The organism is Microbacterium sp. (genome assembly GCF_052099035.1).
Lineage (GTDB): Bacteria > Actinomycetota > Actinomycetes > Actinomycetales > Microbacteriaceae > Microbacterium.
The window spans coordinates 42,045-58,754 of the sequence record NZ_JBQDSX010000019.1 but is presented as its reverse complement, the minus strand read 5'-3'; the positions used below and the strand labels follow the sequence as shown (position 1 = coordinate 58,754).

The following is a 16,710-nucleotide window of genomic DNA, read 5'->3' as shown; positions in this document are numbered from 1 at the left end:
CCATCGAGCACGCGCAGCGAGCGCTCCACCTCGACGGTGAAGTCGACGTGGCCGGGGGTGTCGATGATGTTGATCTGGTTGTTGTTCCAGAAGCAGGTCACGGCGGCAGACGTGATCGTGATGCCGCGCTCCTTCTCCTGCTCCATCCAGTCAGTGGTCGCGCCGCCGTCGTGCGTCTCGCCCAGCTTGTGGTTGACGCCCGTGTAGAACAGGATGCGCTCGGTCGTCGTGGTCTTGCCAGCATCGATGTGCGCCATGATGCCGATGTTGCGGACCTTGCTCAGGTCGGTGAGCACGTCTTGTGCCACAGGAGTGTCCTTTTCTATCTAGCAGTTCAACTGCGAAGAGTGGGGTGTTCGACAGGCTCAGAATGGGCGAACCCGGACCCTGAGCCTGTCGAAGGGTTACCAGCGGTAGTGAGCGAACGCGCGGTTCGACTCGGCCATCTTGTGAGTGTCCTCACGACGCTTGACAGCAGCGCCCAGGCCGTTCGACGCATCCAGGATCTCGTTCTGGAGGCGCTCGGTCATGGTCTTCTCACGACGACCCTTGGCGTAGCTGACGAGCCAGCGCAGAGCGAGCGTGTTGGCACGGTGAGGCTTGACCTCGACCGGAACCTGGTAGGTCGAGCCACCGACGCGGCGGCTGCGGACCTCAAGGGTGGGGCGCACGTTGTCGAGCGCCTTCTTGAGGGTGGCGACGGCATCCTGACCGTTCTTCGCCTCGACGCCGCGGAGGGCGCCGTAGACGATCGACTCGGCCAGCGACTTCTTGCCGTCGACGAGGATCTTATTCACCAGCGAGGTGACGATCGGAGCGCCGTATACGGGGTCGTTGACGACGGGGCGCTTGGGGGCGGGACCCTTACGAGGCATCTAACTCAACCCTTCTTCGCGCCGTAGCGGGAACGAGCCTGCTTACGGTTCTTGACAGCCTGGGTGTCCAGGGCGCCGCGGACGATCTTGTAACGCACACCGGGGAGGTCCTTCACACGACCACCGCGGACGAGCACGAGCGAGTGCTCCTGCAGGTTGTGGCCCTCGCCGGGAATGTAGGCGGTGACCTCGGCGCCGTTGCGGAGCTTCACACGTGCGACCTTGCGCATCGCCGAGTTCGGCTTCTTCGGGGTGGTGGTGTAGACGCGGGTGCAGACCCCGGCCTGCTGGGGGTTCGACTTGAGCGCCGGCGCCTTGGTCTTGGTGACCTTGGGCGAGCGACCCTTGCGAACCAACTGCTGAATGGTTGGCACGTTCTCTCCTCATAATGCTGCACGGTGACAGCGTGATGGGTTTCACATCATGACCCACCGGCACGCCGGAATCGACGCGCTTTTGGTGTGATGGGTATGCCGTGGGGACTGACCGATATGGACCGGAGTCCGTGTGCAGGCACGCCAAGACGTGCACACACCTGAACAAGTGTAATGCCGCGTAGCGCATGCGGTCAAATGCCGTCAACTCAGATCGCGGAGGCGTGCCACCATCGTATCCGCGGCTCCGTTTCGCCGTTCATATGTGACGGCGATGATCAGCAGCACTGCACCGATCACGGCGAGGGTGATCCACCACGGCATCGACTCGATCCCCCTGCCGATCTGCACCGCGAACACGAACACGTTCTCGATCGGCAGCACCAGCATCCCGAGGATGAAGGGGGCGGCGAGGCGCTTTGCGGCCCCCGCCATGATCGCGACGAGCGCGAGCACCATGACGAGTATCGCCCGCCAGGTCAGAGGGTCCGTGAATGTCGCAACGATCGATGCGCTCATCATCGTGATGATCCCCGGCCCCAGCAGAGGCCACGAGCCAGTACGTCCGGCCGGCCACGTGCTCCACCGCGCCCCGTCCGCCACTCCGCTCTGACGCAGACCATGGATGCCGGCGAGGAGAAGGAACGCGCCGAGCGGCAGTGAGAACCACTCCACGCGCAGATCGCGCGGACTCCACGCGACCACGGCCGTCACGAACGCGAGGCCGAAGAGGAACCACACCGGCGGCAGCGCGGTGCGCCGTGCGCGCAGCGCGCTTGCCAGCATGAGCGCGAGGATGCCGATCATCAGGGCCCACATCAGCCAGATCGAGGCCCAGTCGCGTTCGATCGCGCACCAGGTTCCGCCCGCCAGAGCGAACACCGCCGGCGCGAACAGCCAGCGCGTACGACGTACGCGCGAGCCAGCGCGCGCCCGTGAGCGGATGCCGTGACCGGCGCCGAGAAGGATGATCGCCGCTATGCCGGATGCTGCGAAGCACACCGCGAACAGCCCGGCTCCGTGCAGGGGCGCACCGTCGACACCCAGTCCCAGACGGATGCCCTGCACCGGTCCGGCAACGGCTGCGACGCCGGCCGCCACGAAGGTCGCAGGGGCCAGGGATGCCAGCCGACGCCGCTCCCCTTCTCTCCGCTGCGGCGCAAGTTTTCTCCCCTGCGGCGCAAGCCGGGCGCCCACGCCGAGCAGCACGCCGCCGGCTGCCAGCAGCGCGATCGCGCGCCATGGCACCCCGACCCCGTCTCCCGCATCGGCGGGTGCGATGACGAGCAGGACAAGGCTCGGCACGATAGCGACCCCGAGCCCTGCCGCATAGAGTCCCCGGACATCCAGTCGGTTTCGGTTCGGTGCGCGCGCAGCGAGGATCACGGCCGTGAGTACTGCTGCCAGTGCCGGCGGCAGCAGGTAGGCCTCGAGCAGATCGACGCCGTTCATCGTCCAGACGCACCAGAGCGCACCAGTGAAGGCCGCCCCGGCGACCCACCATCCGTAGCGCCGATGGGTGAAGATCGCGCTGCCCGCGGCGCCGACCCCGAGGATGACGAGCACGAGGAACGTCGTGCCGAGGCCGGCGGCATCCCGTGCGAGTGCGAGCACCACAGCGATCGCACCGGTGAGGAGCGCCGAGGATTCGATCGCCGCGCGGGCGGCGGTCGCGGCATCCGCCGAGAGTCCGTTGCGCCGAAGCGCATCACGTATCAGCGTGGTGCTCGGCAGGACGAGAGCCACGAGCGCTGCGATGATCGGCAGCGTGACCGGCGAGGCGCTGACGGCGAGCACTTGGGCCCCCAGACACACCACGACCACGGCGACGGTCGGCACGAGCATGGCGCTCGCGGCCGTGCGCAGCACGATACCCAGACCGGGGCGACGCGTCAGCAGCAAGGAGAGCGAGAGAGCGAACATCAGCGAGGTCGACAGCGCCGTCCAACCGCTGCGTTCGAAGACCACCTGAACGATACCGGCGACGAACGGGATCGATGCGACCCCCAGCACCGCGTACCAGTCACGAGCGCGCACACGCGGGAGGAAGGTCACGATGATGGCGGTGATAAGCCCCGCAGATGCCACGAGGCACAGCACGGCGACGCTGCCCAGGGCGGTCTGCCCGAGCGCCTGCGCCGCGCAGACGAGGGCGTATGCGAACCCCGCACCGATATGCACGAAGCGGGCGCGAGCCGGCAATACGCTGCCCGCGAGTGCGAGAGCAGCGATCACCCCGACACCGGCGAGTGGTGCGGTCCGCGGGTCAAGCCAGGAGATGAGCAGGCCCACGACGATCGCAGCATGGATGCCGATGAGCAGCACGGCACGGTTGACGGCGGGCGCTTCGCGCAGGGGTTTCATCGTGCGCAGAGCGATCGATGCGACACCTGCAACGCCCAGCAGGAGGGCGAGTCGGGCCGGGAGCACGAGCAGCGAAGCGCACCCGACCATGAGCACGGCAACCCCCGCCGCACCGATCGCGACGGCATCGGTGACAGCCGCGAAGACTCGCAGACGCGCACGCGCCAGGATGCCGAAGAGGGCAAGGCCCGCGGCGATCCCCAGCATCCCCAGGCTGGGAGCCCAGTTCCATGGTTCGGCGTTGACGACAGCGTTGCGGCCGCGCATGACGGATGCCACAGCATCCATTGCCGTGGCCGCCGCCATCGCGAACGGCACGAGCGAGATCATCCCGAGCACGAGGACGCCACCTACAGCCCGAGCCGAGCGGAGCACGGTTCGGGCAGCCGGGGCGGCGGCCACCACCGCGAAGGCGAATGCCGCGGCCGTCGGCACGGCCGCGGGAAGCCATTCGCTCGCATACTGCGCCACGGGCGAGCTCACCGCGAGCACCAGCGCTGTCGTCGACGCAGCCCCGACGACCAGGCTCCACCAGCCCCGCAACAGGTGCCGCGAGGCGAACACCGCGTGAACGGCGATGAGCGCGAAGATCGCACTGACCGCGAGCATCATCACCGCAGTGTTCGCGAAAGAGAATGCGCCCAGCACCGCCAACGGAATCGCACTCAATACCGCGATCAGCTGCAGCGCAGTGAGCGAGCGCTGCCCGACCAGCGGCCACTTCTCCACGAGTGCAGCCGCGAGAAATGCCGAACCCAGGTGTCCGAGCGCGGAGACGAAGGGCGAGCCCGCCGCGTATCCGAGCATGGCCGGCACCAGTGCGATCCCCAGGAGCGCGCCCCATGCCCAGACCGTGATCTGCGAGATCCGTCCGGCCGCCAGCATCAACGCACCCGCGAGCGCGGTCGCAAGGGCAGCGAGCAGCCAGGTCGCCGCCGCGCCGCTGCCCACCTGCGCGAAGGCGTAGATGTCGAGCCCGACGAAGACCAGCCCCAGTGCGCCCACCGCCTCGGCGGAGAACTGCAGACCGCGACGCGCGAGAAACCATGCACCGCCGAGGAAGACGAGGCTCACCAGGCCCACGACGACGCTGCGGATGCCGCGGTCAGAGAGATCGGGGTTGAGGAAGGTGAAGATGAGAGCAGCGATCGCGAAGAGGCCGGCACCCGCGATCGCAAGGACGGACTGGACGGTTGCGCTGCTGCGCGGCGGCAACGTCGGCTGGCTTGGAGACGCCAGAGCCGGCGTCTGCGTCGGCGCCGGCGGGGCTGCGTCGATCGCAGATACGCGCGGCACGCGACTCAGCAGCGCATCTCGGGAGCGCAGCGCGGCGGCAGCCGCGATGGAGGCGTTCCAGACCTCTGTCCCGTGCGTGCCGCGAAGGTCGGCACCGCAGCGGCCACAGCATCCGCCGTCGAGGTGTTCGAAGCCGCAGACCGGGCACGTGGCGCTGTCGAGCAGTTGCCGGGCGATGCTCTCGCTCCAGCTGATCGTCTCCGTCGTCGCGCTCATCACTCCCCCGAGTCCGTCTCTGCAGCGCTCCAGCGCAAGATGTCCCCGGGCTGACACTCCAGCACTCGGCAGATCGCGTCGAGCGTGGTGAAGCGCACCGCCTTGGCCCGCCCGTTCTTGAGCACGGCGACGTTCGCGGGGGTGATGCCGATGGCATCCGCGAATTCCTGCACACTCATCTTCTTGCGAGCGAGCTGCATATCGAGGTCGATGACGATGGGCATCAGACGACCTCGGACAGATCCTGCTCGAGCTCGAGCGCCTTGCGGAGCAGGCCGCGCATCACCACGACGAGCAGAGCCAGCGCGATTCCGACGACGACACCGAGGACACCCAGAAGCAGGATGCCGGGATTCACAGCGCGCGCGGCGTAGATGACGATGATCGACGCGGTCAGGAGCACGGCCGCCGCAATCATCGCCCCGATGATGACGTCGACGTAACGGAACGAGTGCGGGCTGAAGATCTTGTCGCCGCGGACGAGCGACAGCAGTTTCCAGATGCACAGCAGCACGATCTGTACGAGCAGGAGGAACAGCACTCCCCCGATGATGCCCGGCACCCGGAGGAACGCCAGGTCGGGATTCTGGAGCGCTGTCATCTCAGCGACGGCCGGAATCATTGCGATCTGCGCGACCAGGAGCAGCAGGATCATCACGGCGATCAGGGTCTTGAGCACGGCGGTCACACGTGGTTGCATCAGAGGCCTATCGATAAGCGGTTGGTAGCTATCGAAAAACGATAGCCGTTGCTTGTGCGTGCGCCAACCTCTCCCGCCGGTCTCACAGGGAAGTTCCAGCATCCGTCCCGTGCGGACGCCGGGGCTACGGCGACTCGGGGTCGAAGGGGGAATCGAGGGACTGGGTGAGCTCCTCGAGCATCGCCTCGATCTGCGGCTCGACGTACTGAGAGATCGCCGCCTGCACGGCGAGGCGATGACGCAGCAGCAGACTGCAGATCTCTCGCCCGATCATGTTCGCGTACTCGTCGGCGAGCGTGACCTCTTGGCGAAGCGCAGCCTTCGCCTCATCCGAGAGCGGCGGCAACGGAGGCAGCTCTATCGCTTCATCGTCAGCCATACCGGCGATCGTGAAGAGGAACGGCGCCCCCGGCACGGGCTCGGGGTCCAACGGCATCCCCTCGAACTCGGGGGCAAGATCTTCCGCAGGCCGGTAGCTGCGCGCCCGATTGCGCGCCGCCTGCTGATCGAGCTCCGCCTGCAGCATCGGCAGATTGCGGGAGGTGTAGTCGGCGACCGCATAGTCGACGACGGTCTTGATCCGCGTCGACAGTCCGTGCTGCACACCGTGCGGGACGTTCGAGCCGATCCCGACAGCGGAGAGGATCGGCGAGCCGAGGCAGCGGCGGCACGGAGCCACTCGCCCCCGGTGCGTGGCGGGTTCCCAACGCGGCACCCAGCGCAGCCAGGCCTCCACAGCCTGGTCTACTTGCGTCTCTAGCGACCGCTCCACGGATCCAGACTACGGCGATCGGCGCGAACACTCGAGATTTGCGGCATCCGCCTCACCGGGGTTTCTCACTCGGCATCGGGATCGTCCTGCTCCCACGGCCAACGCGGCCGGCTCGAACGGGTCCGCCGCAGAGCGACTCCCGCCCATCCGGCGACCGCTGCCGCCGCGAGCACGATGAGGCTCGCGCCGCCGGTGATCAGCCCGCCCATCACGGCAAGACTGGACACGAACTCGCCCGTGACGAACAGGACTGCAATGCCCACGACGAGAAGGTGCGCGAGCGCGGTCAGGATCGCGATCGTCCACACGGATCGGAACCGTGGGCGCGTGACGCGCACCGCCAGCCACAGGATGCCGGCGAACACTGCAATGGCGATGATCATGCCGACGATGCCCGGCACCTGTCCGAGGCCGGGGAGCGAGATGATGTCGGTATCGGTTGTGACGCTCAGCACGCCGAACCCGAACACCGTCAACGCGAAGAAGCCGATGGTCGTCAGCGCCGTCGCCAGGACAGCCGAAACCCCCACGGGCGCGGGCCCGCGGGGGTCAGAGGTCGACATGTTCGTGACTACCTCGACAGCGTCGGGCCGGCTTCGAGCGTCCGCTCGTACTCGAGCTGGGCCTCGGCATTGAGCTCGGTCTTGCGTGCACCACTGCGGGCGACCCAGGCTCCGAACCAGATCGTGAGCTCGCGGCCGAAGATGAAGGCCGCGATGGCGAGCGGGGCAAGGAGCTCACCCGTGGCGACTTCACTACCCTCGCGTGCGGACAGGAGCCAGAACGGCGCTTCGAACAGCTGCCCGAGGACGTGACCCGCCCACGCGAACAGGCCGACGATGATGCCGAAGATGACCCAGCGCCCCCAGCGTCCACGGTTGATGATGGCGCCGAGCAACCAGAATCCGATGAAGAAGACGACGACGGGAACCCAGAAGCCCCAGGTGGTCAGCGGTGCGAGTAGCGCCTCGCCGATGTTCTCCCCGGTGACCTCTCCGGCAAGAGCCCCCAGCCCGATCGCAGTACCCAGATACAGGATCGCGAAGGCCAGCGTCGCGAGCAGACCGATACCGGCTGCCGTACCGCGATTGCCGCGGTCCCGCGGCGGCTCAGGAGCCTGGACGAAGATCGGCTGATGCTGCGGGGTGGGCGATGCGACGACCACGGTCTCAGCGATGGGCTCGTTCGAGACGCGCTCTGTGGTCACGGGCTCGGACGGGACGACACGGGTCTCGGTGTTCTCCGTCGCCGCCGGGACGTACGCGGTGTCCGCGATGCTGGTGTCGGCAGGCGAAGTCGCGGGGGCCGCCCCGTATCCGCCGTCGTCGCTCGCGGTCGCTGCGGTGCGGTACTCCTCATCGGATGCCGCGTTGCGCTCGGCTGCGCCGAACGTGCCGGGGTGGTCCCGCTCGGCGGCTTCGAAGGCTGCGAGGTCTGGGTCGACGGCGTTGTGGTCAACGGGTTCGCCGGCGTTGTGGTCGACGCGCTCGCCGCCAGTGTGGTCGACGTGCTCACCGGCGGACCGGGTCTCGCCGGGAACATCGTCGCGCGCGGCGTCGGCGTCTGCGAGCCCTGCATTGGCGCTGTCGACGACGTCGTCGACGTCGGACTTGTGCTCGGTCTGGGGGACCTCGGGGTCACTCATGTGGGCGCCTCTCGTCGATGTGTGCATTGTGAGGGTATCGCCGTGCAGGCATGCGAAAGCGCAGGCGTGCCGACGTGTCGTAGACCCATGACTCCAGTCGGGTCAGAGGATCACGGCATCCCCACCGCGCCCGGCGCCATCGTGCGCAGGGTGTCACCGACGAACTGCACCATGACCGGTCCCATCGGCAGCGCGAGCCAGAGCAGGACGGCGACGAGGGCGATGCAGAACAGGCCGACCAGCCAGCTCATCGCCAAATTGCGTCCGCCCACCCGTGCCATGCCTCTACGGTACGACCGCGAGGGCTTCGCGGCCGGCTGGACACGCGCGCCGCGCGCGAGCACGTCGCGGGCTGCAGTACCGGGCCGTCGCGCCGAATCCCAGACGCCACGCCACGACTACGGCGTGTCGCCGAAGGACACGCCGCGCGGCATCCGGATCGTCTGGGATTTGGATGCTGCGCGAGCGGGCTCAGCCCTTGGTTGCGCCGGCAGTCAGACCGCCGACGATGTACTTCTGCAGGAAGAGGAACAGGATCATTACCGGGATCGCCGCCATCACCGCACCCGCCGAGAACGCCGACCAGTCCGCGTAGCGCGGGTTGGAGACGAGCTTGGTGAGTCCGACCACGAGCGTCTGCTTCTCGGGGTCGATCAGCATGACGCTCGCGACGACGTACTCGTTGACCGTCCCGATGAACGAGAGCAGTCCGACCACGGCGAGGATCGGCGCGACCAGGCGCAGGATGATCGTGAAGAAGATACGGGCGTGGCCGGCGCCGTCGATGCGGGCTGCCTCGTCGAGCTCCTTCGGGATCGTATTGAAGAAGCCGTACATGAGGTACGTGTTCACTCCGAGCGCGCCGCCGAGATAGACGAGGATCAGACCGGTGTGCGTATTGAGCCCGATCGCGGGGAACCAGTCCCCCAGCGTCGACATGAGCAGGAAGATCGCGACCACGGCGAGCAGCTGCGGGAACATCTGCACCACGACGATGGTGACCAGGCCCACGCGCCGCCCGGTGAAGCGCATGCGCGAGAAGGCATATGCCGCGCAGGCACCGATGAAGACGGTGACCAGGCCGGTCACGATGGCGATCACGAGCGTGTTCAGGAACCACGCGGCGTAGGGGTTCTTCGGGTCGGTGAGAATGCGGACGTAGCTGTCGATGCCGATCGCCGAGAACAGCTGGTTCGAGCCGGTGAGCGTTCCCTTGGGATTCAACGACGCGGAGAGCACGTACAGCAGCGGGAAGATCGCGAAGAGGGTCACCACGATCGCGACGAGGTGACGCCATCCGGTATCGGCGAACCACTTGCCGAATGAGCGCCGACGGACGCGTGAGGAGGTCGTGGTGGTCATCAGTTCAGCTCCTCGAGTGCCTTGGTCTTTCGGAAGCTGACGATCGAGATCGCAGCCACCACGATGAAGATGATGATCGTGAACGCGGATGCCAGCCCGTAGTCTCGCGTCTGCCCGGTGAATGCCACCTTGTAGACCATCGAGATCAGGATGTCCGTGTGACCGACGGGGATCGACACGTCGGTGAACCGCGGCCCGCCGCCGGTGAGCATGTAGATCAGGTTGAAGTTGTTGAAGTTGAACGCGAACGTGGAGATCAGCAGCGGAGCCACGGTCACCAGCAGCAGCGGCAGTTTGATCTGCCGGAAGATCTGCCACGGGTTCGCACCGTCCATGACACCGGCCTCGTTCACCTCTTCCGGGATGCCCTGCAGGGCCCCCATGCACACGAGGAACATGTACGGGAAGCCGAGCCAGAGATTGACGATCAGGGCCGACACTTTCGCGAGGACGGGGTCGGTGAGCCAGGGAATGGATGCTCCGCCGAAGAGCACCTGGTTAATAAAACCGAAGCTCTCGTTCATCATGCCCGCCCAGACCAGCGCCGACAGGAACGCCGGGAACGCGTAGGGCAGGATCAGCAGGATGCGGTAGCCGTTGCGGAATCGCATCTTGGTGTTGTTGAACACCAGAGCCAGCAGCAGGCCGAGGAAGAAGGTCGTGGCGACCGAGATCAGCGCGAACGCGAAGGTCCAGATCGTCACGGAGACGAGCGGGCCGCGGATCGAGGTGTCGGTGAATGCGCGCACGAAGTTGTCGAAGCCGACGGTGATCTGCCAGCCGGGGAGCAGTTCCGCCCCGTCGGCCGAGGTGAACGCTCCGGTGCCGATGTCTTCGTAGACCGTGCCGGAGTCGGTGTCAGTCATGGTTCCCGCGGCCTCGTCGTAGACGAGAGTCGAGACGTAGAGGTATCCGTTCTGCCCATCGGGGCTGCGGATGGCACCGTCATTGGGATCATCGCTGAACGGGACCGAGAGCTGCTCGATCTCATTCGATCGCGCGAGGACCTCGGCGAAGCTGAGCGAGGTCCAGCCATCTACAGCGGTGGCCTTGCCGCCTTCCATCGTCGCGCCATCGACGTCTGCGAGCGGCTGCTCCTCCGTCCCCACGCTGACGTCGCCGTTGGCGGGGTCGGTGACGAGCAGGCCGAGCGTGCCGAGCTGGTCGACGACCGTGACGGGATACACGGGTGAGTCTTCAACGCGATCCTGTGCCGAGCGCATGAGCGCGGCAACGGCCTGGTCCTTCGAGCCGTTGTGCCCGGTGCCGTAGTTCGTGAAGCCGATATATCCGGTGTACAGCAGAGTGAACACCTGGAAGATGATGAGGAAGATGATGCCCGGCGTGAGGTACTTCGCCGGGATCGCCTTGCGGGAGAAGTAGATGTAGTTCACCAGCACGGCGACGACCACGACGATCGCCAAGACGATCCACTCCTGGTGCGTGAACAGGACGAAGAGGGCGTACACCGCGATGGCATCGACGATCGCGAGCAACAGGATCTTCAACAGCATCCAGCCGATTCGCCCCGATGCGGCCTCCGCGAGCCGCGCGGCCTGACGTTGCCGCTTGGTGGGCGGCGGCGTCTGCTCGGTGTCGGTGATGTCGCTCATTCTCTTCCCATCATCATGCCGTCGGGGCGAGCGCGCATGCGCCCGCCCCGACAGAACGAAACTGTATTACTGGATGGCTGCCGTGACGTCGTCGACAAGCTTCTGCCACGTGGTCGCGGGGTCGGCGCCGTTGATGATGGCGGCCTGCGCGATGCCCCAGTACTGGAAGACCGAGCCCATGGCGGGGACAGCCGGCATCGGGACAGCTTCTTCACCCACGGCCTGGAAGCCGGCGATGATCGGGTCGGATGCTGCGGTGTCTGCTGCAGCGGTGAGAGCCGGGAGGATGTTGCCGGCCTCGAAAAGCGCCAGCTGAACATCTTCGGTGCCGATGTAGTTCACCAGGAAGTCGTTCGCAGCAACCTTGTTGTTCGACTCAGAGCTGACGAAGAAGCCCTTGACACCGGCGAAGGGCGAGGCGACCTGGTCGGTCGGGCTCGGAACGGGATCGATCTCGACGTTGATGCCAGCATCGACTGCTGCGCCGACGTTCCACGGACCGGTCAGCCAGAACGCGGACTTGCCGTCGATGAACTGCTGCTTGGCGATCTCACCGTCGATGTCGGTGTTCAGCACGCCGGCAGCACCCTGGGCGCCGAGCCACGTTGCGAACTCCGTGCCACCAGCACTGCCGAGCTGCAGGTCCCTCGTGTCGTAGCTGCCGGATGCATCGGTGCCGAAGACAGGAGCGCCGAATGCGGCCTGGAACGGGTACAGGTGGTACGGGTTGCCCTCTGCACCCTGCTCGACGACGAACGGCTGGTCAAGGCCCGCGGCCTGTCCCTTGGCGATCATGTCGTCGAAGTTCGTGGCTGCCTCGGGGATGAGGTCTGCGTTGCGCAGCACGGCGATGTTCTCGACGGCGTACGGGAGCATGTAGGTGGTGCCCTCGTAAGCCGAGGCCTGGAGTGCGACCTCAAGATAGTCGGATGCCGAGTCGCCGAGCTCGAGCGGTGCGACCACGCCGTTGGTGGACAGCTCGCCCAGCCAGTCGTGCGCGCCCATCGTGATGTCGGGGCCCTTGCCGGTCGGCACCTGCTGGATGAAGTCATCCTTGACCGTGTCGACGTCCTTGCCGACGAGATCGATCTTGACGCCGGTCTTCTCCTCGTACGCGTCAGCCGCGCCTTGGACGGCGTCGACGCGCTCGGCATCGACCCAGACGACGAGGGAGGAGTCGGTGGACTCGTCGCCCTTGTCGCTTTCGGCGCCGGCTGAGCAGCCGGCGAGCGTCAACGTGGAAACGGTTGCGATCGCGCCGAACGCGAGGATGCCCCTCATGTTCACCTTCATTGGTGTGTTGCCTCTCTCGATGCTGAAATCTGCTCACGAAACTGTAAGCGCTTACAGTATGCATGGACAGACACCCATATCGCAATGCCTGCGGCGGCCGATACCAAGCTGTAATAGAGCGCGCCGCGCTGACGGCTTCGTGGAAGCGCTTCCAAGATCCACCCTCTGAACCGAAATCGATAGGATGGCGCCATGGCAGATTCATCGTTTGACATCGTCAGCAAGGTCGACCACCAGGAGGCGGAGAACGCCCTCAACCAGGCCCGCAAAGAGGTCGAGCAGCGCTATGACTTCAAGGGCACCGGGGCATCGGTCGAGTGGAGCGGTGAGTCCATTCTGATCAAGGCGAACACCGAGGAGCGCGCCAAGGCCGTCCTCGACGTATTCCAGTCGAAGCTCATCAAGCGCGGCATCTCCCTGAAGAGTCTCGAGTCAGGCGATCCGTTCGCCAGCGGCAAGGAGTACCGCATCGTCTCCACGCTCAAGGACGGCATCTCCTCGGAGAACGCGAAGAAGATCAGCAAGCTCATCCGCGATGAGGGGCCCAAGGGCGTGAAGAGCCAGATTCAGGGCGACGAACTGCGCGTGCAGTCCAAGAGCCGCGACGACCTGCAGTCCGTGATCTCACTGCTCAAGGGCTCGGACCTCGACATCGACCTGCAATTCATCAACTACCGGTAGAGCTCGCAGCCCAGCCGATCACCCAGCGCTCGAGCCGGGCATAAGCGTCATCACGAGCGCGCTTGCGCGAGAGGAAGACGTCGTGCAGCGCCCCGTCGACGCGCTCGACGGTGACGGACGACCCGAGCTTCAGCGCAGCGTGTGCGATGTTCTCGACGACCAGAACCGAGTCGGCCGAGGTCAGTTCCTCCGACCAGTGCGTCGGGACCGCCGACCGCGCCGACAGCAGGACGCACACGGGAGCGGCAATCGACAGCCCGTCGCTGACGGTGCGGTGGCCGTGCAGGATCGCGCGCAACCACGCCGCATGCACGGACATGGCCGGCACCGGACGCCACTTCGGATTCGTCTCCATGGGGTCGTCAGGGTCGGCCACCTCGCCCTGGGCACGCGCATAGAATCCGAGGTCGGCCTGGGGTGCGACTTCCAACGGACGCAGTCGCGCCTGCAGCTCCACCATCGGAGTGATCGCGGCGCGCAGCGGCGCGATCTGGAACTCCAGCCACGGCGAGTTGAGGATGACAGCATCCGCCGCCTCGGGATGCCGTGATGCCCAGATGCTCAGGATGAGTCCGCCGGTCGAGTGACCCAGCAGCACCAGGCGTCGAGGACCGTCCGGTGCATCCGCCGCCATCGCTTCGCGCGCCACGGCGATGTCTTCGTCGTACGTCGACAGGTGCTTGATGAATCCGGGGGTCTGACCGTCTCGCAGGCTGCGGCCGTATTTACGGAGGTCGAGGGCGAAGAATCTCGCACCGCGCGACGTCCAGAACCTCGCCAGCCGCTTCTGGAAGAAGTAGTCCGACCAGCCGTGCACGTAGAGCACGTCGACGTCGTCGAGCATCGGGGGCTTCTGCTCGGCCGGCTCGCCCCGCAGCCTCCCGACGAACCGCTCCCATCCCGAAGGCTGTGGTGGTGGCAGCGCGGGCAGCGCCCGTACGAGCGTTGCGACGACCTCGCCCTGCTCGTCGGTGCCGAGTGGGAGCGTCTGCTGCTCGAACTCGTCGCCCAGCACATCCGGAACCCATTCGGCCATGAAGCCCATGCTGTCACAACCGCCGCAGATCGGCCCTGGAGTGTTCAGCTCTCGCGATTCAAGTACTGCAGAACCGCCAGCACACGGCGGTGCGCGTCGGAATCGACGGCCAGCGAGAGCGCGTCGTAGATGCGTGAGGCATGCTGCACGACAGCCTTCTCCGTGAGGAAGAGCCGTCCGGCGATCGATGCGTTGCTGCGTCCCTCCGCCATCAGCGACAACACCTCCTGCTGTCGAGCGGTCAACCCCCCCACGGCCGAATCGGACCTGCTCGCTCGAGAGACCATCACCGCGACGACATCAGGGTCGATCGCTGTCCCACCCTCAGCGACGCGGCGCAGATCGCCAAGGAACTCATCGACGTCGGCGATGCGCTGCTTGAGGAGGTAGCCGATACCGCCGGTTTGTCCGGAGAGCAGCTCGACAGCGTACCTGCGCTGCACGTGCTGCGAGAGCACCACCACAGCCGTCTGCGGCAGCTGGGCGCGGATGCGCAGTGCGACTCGGAGACCGTCATCGGTGAAGCTCGGGGGCATCCTGATATCCGTCACCACGAGATCCGGGCGCTGTTCCTCGACGGCGCGCTCGAGCGCGGGGGCATCTGCCGCCGCGGCGACGACTTCGAACCCGGCATCCCCCAGCATCAGTTCGAGCCCCCGCCTCAGGAGAGCCTCGTCTTCTCCGATCACAACCCGCATGGGATCTCCGCTCGCACTGTCGTGCCCCTGCCATCCGCGCTCTCGATGTGCACCACGCCACCCAGTGCTTCCACCCGCTCGACCATGCCGGTGAGGCCGAAGCCACGACCGACCCGCGCTCCCCCATCGCCGTTGTCTCGCACCTCGACGTGCAGAACATCGCCGTCTCGGCCGAGCTGCACAGCGATCGCACCGGCGTGTGCGTGCTTGACCGCATTCGCCAGAGCTTCGGCCACCACGAAGTACGCGGTGCTCTCAACGACCGGTGAGCATTCGTTGTCGGCAACGTTCAGGTCGAGGGTCGTCGGCACCGGCATCCGATCAACGAGATCCTCGGCCGCGGCAGACAGCCCGCGCTGGGAGAGCGCGGCCGGCATGACCGAGTACACCACCTCGCGCAGGCCCGACGCCGCTGCGTCGATTCCCCGGCGCAGCTCGGTGGCGCGCTCGCGCACCGCCTCTTCGTCCGTGCCGATGTGGGCGATCTGCTGCGCTTCCAATGCCAGGAGTACGAGTTGCGCCTGCAACCCGTCATGCAGGTCCTGGGCGATACGGCGACGCTCACGGTCAGCAACTTCGACCAGCCGCTCACGCGATGATTGCAGCGCACGACTGCTCGCGAGGAGTTCAGCGATCAGTCGCTCACGGTCAAGCGCGATCGCGACGACGCGGCCAGCGGTGCGCACCAGACCCGGTTCGGCCATGAGCGCGATATCGCACGAGATGGCACCGATTCTGCGCCCATCGAGTTCGACAGTCTCGACGATGCGATGCGCGTGCTGGCGTTCGGTGGTCACCTCGAGCCCCTCGGTGTCGACGTAGCCCGCGCGAGCCGGCACCCAGAACCACACCTCCAGTGTGGGGTCGCCGAGCGCACGCGACAGAGCCGCACCGATCGCCGGCTTGACGCTGCCGACCTCGCCGAGCCAGATGCCGAGCTCTTCCAGCTCACCGGTTCGTGCCACGCCTCCGCGCAGCGTGCCGAGCACGAACACGATCGGCACGCCGCAGAACACCACCAGCTGCAGGGCCGCCACCTCCGTCGGTGCCCAGCCGAGCACCGGCCGCAGGATACGGGCGGCGAAGAGCAAAACGGCCAGCGCGACGATTCCGTACCCGTAAAGCGGCACGAAGACACGCCGTTCCACGATCGTGGAACGGCGCAACCGGTCCACGAGCACGATGATGGTGCTCGTCAGGACCAGGAAACCGACCGTCTCCTGCACGATCACGCCCCATCGCTCGAGCACAGGGACATCGGCGATCATGAGGCCGGGAACCCCAGCATCCGATCCGAACAGATAGCGCGGGGCCTGCAAGATCAACGACGTGACATACGCGGCGATCACCGTCGCGCGTGCGACTCCTCCCCTCACACGACCTGCGGGAAATGCCAGCAGCAGGTGCACGAATCCGGCAAGCGGCATACTGCCGGCGATGGTGCCGAGCGCAGCGAGCAGGGTGACATCGGTGTTGCCCAGTCCTCCGAAGAGCATCCAGACGCCGGTGAGCAGGATGAGCGCTCCCATGCGATTGCTCGGGCGGTAGTGCCAGGCGAGAACACCCGCGCCGAGATAGACCAGAACGTTGATCGGGAAGAGTGCGAGCACCGGGCCGAGCGGACCATGAAGGGGTAGCAAAGCGACCAGAACCGTATCGAGCAGCACTCCCGCGCACAGGATCACGAAGAGCGCGCGATTGAAGGATCGCCGGATCGGTGCGCTCGCGCCCGTGCTCATCTGGAGGTCCCCCGCCGTGGAAGTGTGTGCGTTCGCACCCTACGCA

At 66.3% G+C, this 16,710-nt stretch carries 17 protein-coding genes; 1 reads left to right on the top strand and 16 read right to left on the bottom strand.

The annotated features are described in order from the left end of the window. The 13 genes from ACTIAO_RS08330 to ACTIAO_RS08270 form a co-directional block, all read right to left on the bottom strand. On the bottom strand, window positions 1-308 hold a 308-nt coding region (locus tag ACTIAO_RS08330), incomplete at its 3' end, for a GTP-binding protein (RefSeq protein WP_441905822.1). A 96-nt stretch (window positions 309-404) separates the two neighbouring features. After that, window positions 405-875, bottom strand: a complete 471-nt coding sequence (rpsG, locus tag ACTIAO_RS08325; protein WP_017201608.1) for a 30S ribosomal protein S7 — start codon at window positions 873-875, stop codon at window positions 405-407. 5 nt (window positions 876-880) lie between these two features. Beyond that, entirely contained in the window at window positions 881-1,249 is a 369-nt protein-coding gene (gene rpsL / locus ACTIAO_RS08320) for a 30S ribosomal protein S12 (RefSeq protein WP_033106047.1), read from the bottom strand. A gap of 204 nt (window positions 1,250-1,453) precedes the next feature. After that, a complete protein-coding gene (locus tag ACTIAO_RS08315) occupies window positions 1,454-5,125 on the bottom strand; it encodes an SCO7613 C-terminal domain-containing membrane protein (protein WP_441905821.1) in 3,672 nt (1,223 codons plus the stop codon). Continuing rightward, complete coding sequence (locus tag ACTIAO_RS08310) at window positions 5,125-5,349, bottom strand: helix-turn-helix domain-containing protein (protein WP_441905820.1); 225 nt, start codon at window positions 5,347-5,349, stop codon at window positions 5,125-5,127. The genes ACTIAO_RS08315 and ACTIAO_RS08310 overlap by 1 nt, the downstream gene beginning before the upstream one ends. Beyond that, window positions 5,349-5,825, bottom strand: a complete 477-nt coding sequence (locus ACTIAO_RS08305; protein WP_441905819.1) for a DUF2975 domain-containing protein — start codon at window positions 5,823-5,825, stop codon at window positions 5,349-5,351. The genes ACTIAO_RS08310 and ACTIAO_RS08305 overlap by 1 nt, the downstream gene beginning before the upstream one ends. 124 nt (window positions 5,826-5,949) lie before the next feature. After that, entirely contained in the window at window positions 5,950-6,597 is a 648-nt protein-coding gene (locus tag ACTIAO_RS08300) for a spermidine/putrescine ABC transporter substrate-binding protein (protein ID WP_441905818.1), read from the bottom strand. A 65-nt stretch (window positions 6,598-6,662) separates the two neighbouring features. Continuing rightward, window positions 6,663-7,160: a hypothetical protein gene (locus ACTIAO_RS08295; protein ID WP_441905817.1), complete on the bottom strand. Its 498-nt coding sequence runs from the start codon at window positions 7,158-7,160 to the stop codon at window positions 6,663-6,665. An 8-nt stretch (window positions 7,161-7,168) separates the two neighbouring features. Beyond that, window positions 7,169-8,242 carry an ABC transporter gene (locus ACTIAO_RS08290; protein ID WP_441905816.1) on the bottom strand — a complete coding sequence of 358 codons (1,074 nt, stop codon included), beginning with the start codon at window positions 8,240-8,242 and terminating at the stop codon, window positions 7,169-7,171. Between the two features lie 110 nt (window positions 8,243-8,352). Continuing rightward, complete coding sequence (locus ACTIAO_RS08285) at window positions 8,353-8,523, bottom strand: hypothetical protein (RefSeq protein ID WP_441905815.1); 171 nt, start codon at window positions 8,521-8,523, stop codon at window positions 8,353-8,355. Window positions 8,524-8,713: 190 nt separating this feature from the next. Next, on the bottom strand, window positions 8,714-9,604 hold the full coding sequence (locus ACTIAO_RS08280) for a sugar ABC transporter permease (protein WP_441905814.1): 891 nt from the start codon (window positions 9,602-9,604) through the stop codon (window positions 8,714-8,716). Beyond that, a complete protein-coding gene (locus ACTIAO_RS08275; RefSeq protein WP_441905823.1) occupies window positions 9,604-11,208 on the bottom strand; it encodes an ABC transporter permease subunit in 1,605 nt (534 codons plus the stop codon). The genes ACTIAO_RS08280 and ACTIAO_RS08275 overlap by 1 nt, the downstream gene beginning before the upstream one ends. Window positions 11,209-11,283: 75 nt before the next feature. Further along, complete coding sequence (locus ACTIAO_RS08270; protein ID WP_441905813.1) at window positions 11,284-12,510, bottom strand: sugar ABC transporter substrate-binding protein; 1,227 nt, start codon at window positions 12,508-12,510, stop codon at window positions 11,284-11,286. A gap of 192 nt (window positions 12,511-12,702) precedes the next feature. On the opposite strand from ACTIAO_RS08270, the gene ACTIAO_RS08265 reads away from it, so the two are divergent. After that, window positions 12,703-13,191, top strand: a complete 489-nt coding sequence (locus ACTIAO_RS08265; RefSeq protein ID WP_441905812.1) for a YajQ family cyclic di-GMP-binding protein — start codon at window positions 12,703-12,705, stop codon at window positions 13,189-13,191. On the opposite strand, the gene ACTIAO_RS08260 is transcribed toward ACTIAO_RS08265, so the two are convergent. The 3 genes from ACTIAO_RS08260 to ACTIAO_RS08250 are packed head-to-tail and all read right to left on the bottom strand — an operon-like array spanning window position 13,178 to window position 16,664. Then, complete coding sequence (locus ACTIAO_RS08260) at window positions 13,178-14,227, bottom strand: alpha/beta hydrolase (RefSeq protein WP_441905811.1); 1,050 nt, start codon at window positions 14,225-14,227, stop codon at window positions 13,178-13,180. The two genes, ACTIAO_RS08265 and ACTIAO_RS08260, sit on opposite strands and share 14 nt — an antisense overlap. 44 nt (window positions 14,228-14,271) lie before the next feature. Further along, window positions 14,272-14,925 (bottom strand): response regulator transcription factor, encoded by a 654-nt coding sequence (locus tag ACTIAO_RS08255; protein ID WP_441905810.1) that lies wholly within the window; start codon window positions 14,923-14,925, stop codon window positions 14,272-14,274. After that, window positions 14,913-16,664: a sensor histidine kinase gene (locus ACTIAO_RS08250; RefSeq protein ID WP_441905809.1), complete on the bottom strand. Its 1,752-nt coding sequence runs from the start codon at window positions 16,662-16,664 to the stop codon at window positions 14,913-14,915. The genes ACTIAO_RS08255 and ACTIAO_RS08250 overlap by 13 nt, the downstream gene beginning before the upstream one ends. Window positions 16,665-16,710: the final 46 nt, after the last annotated feature.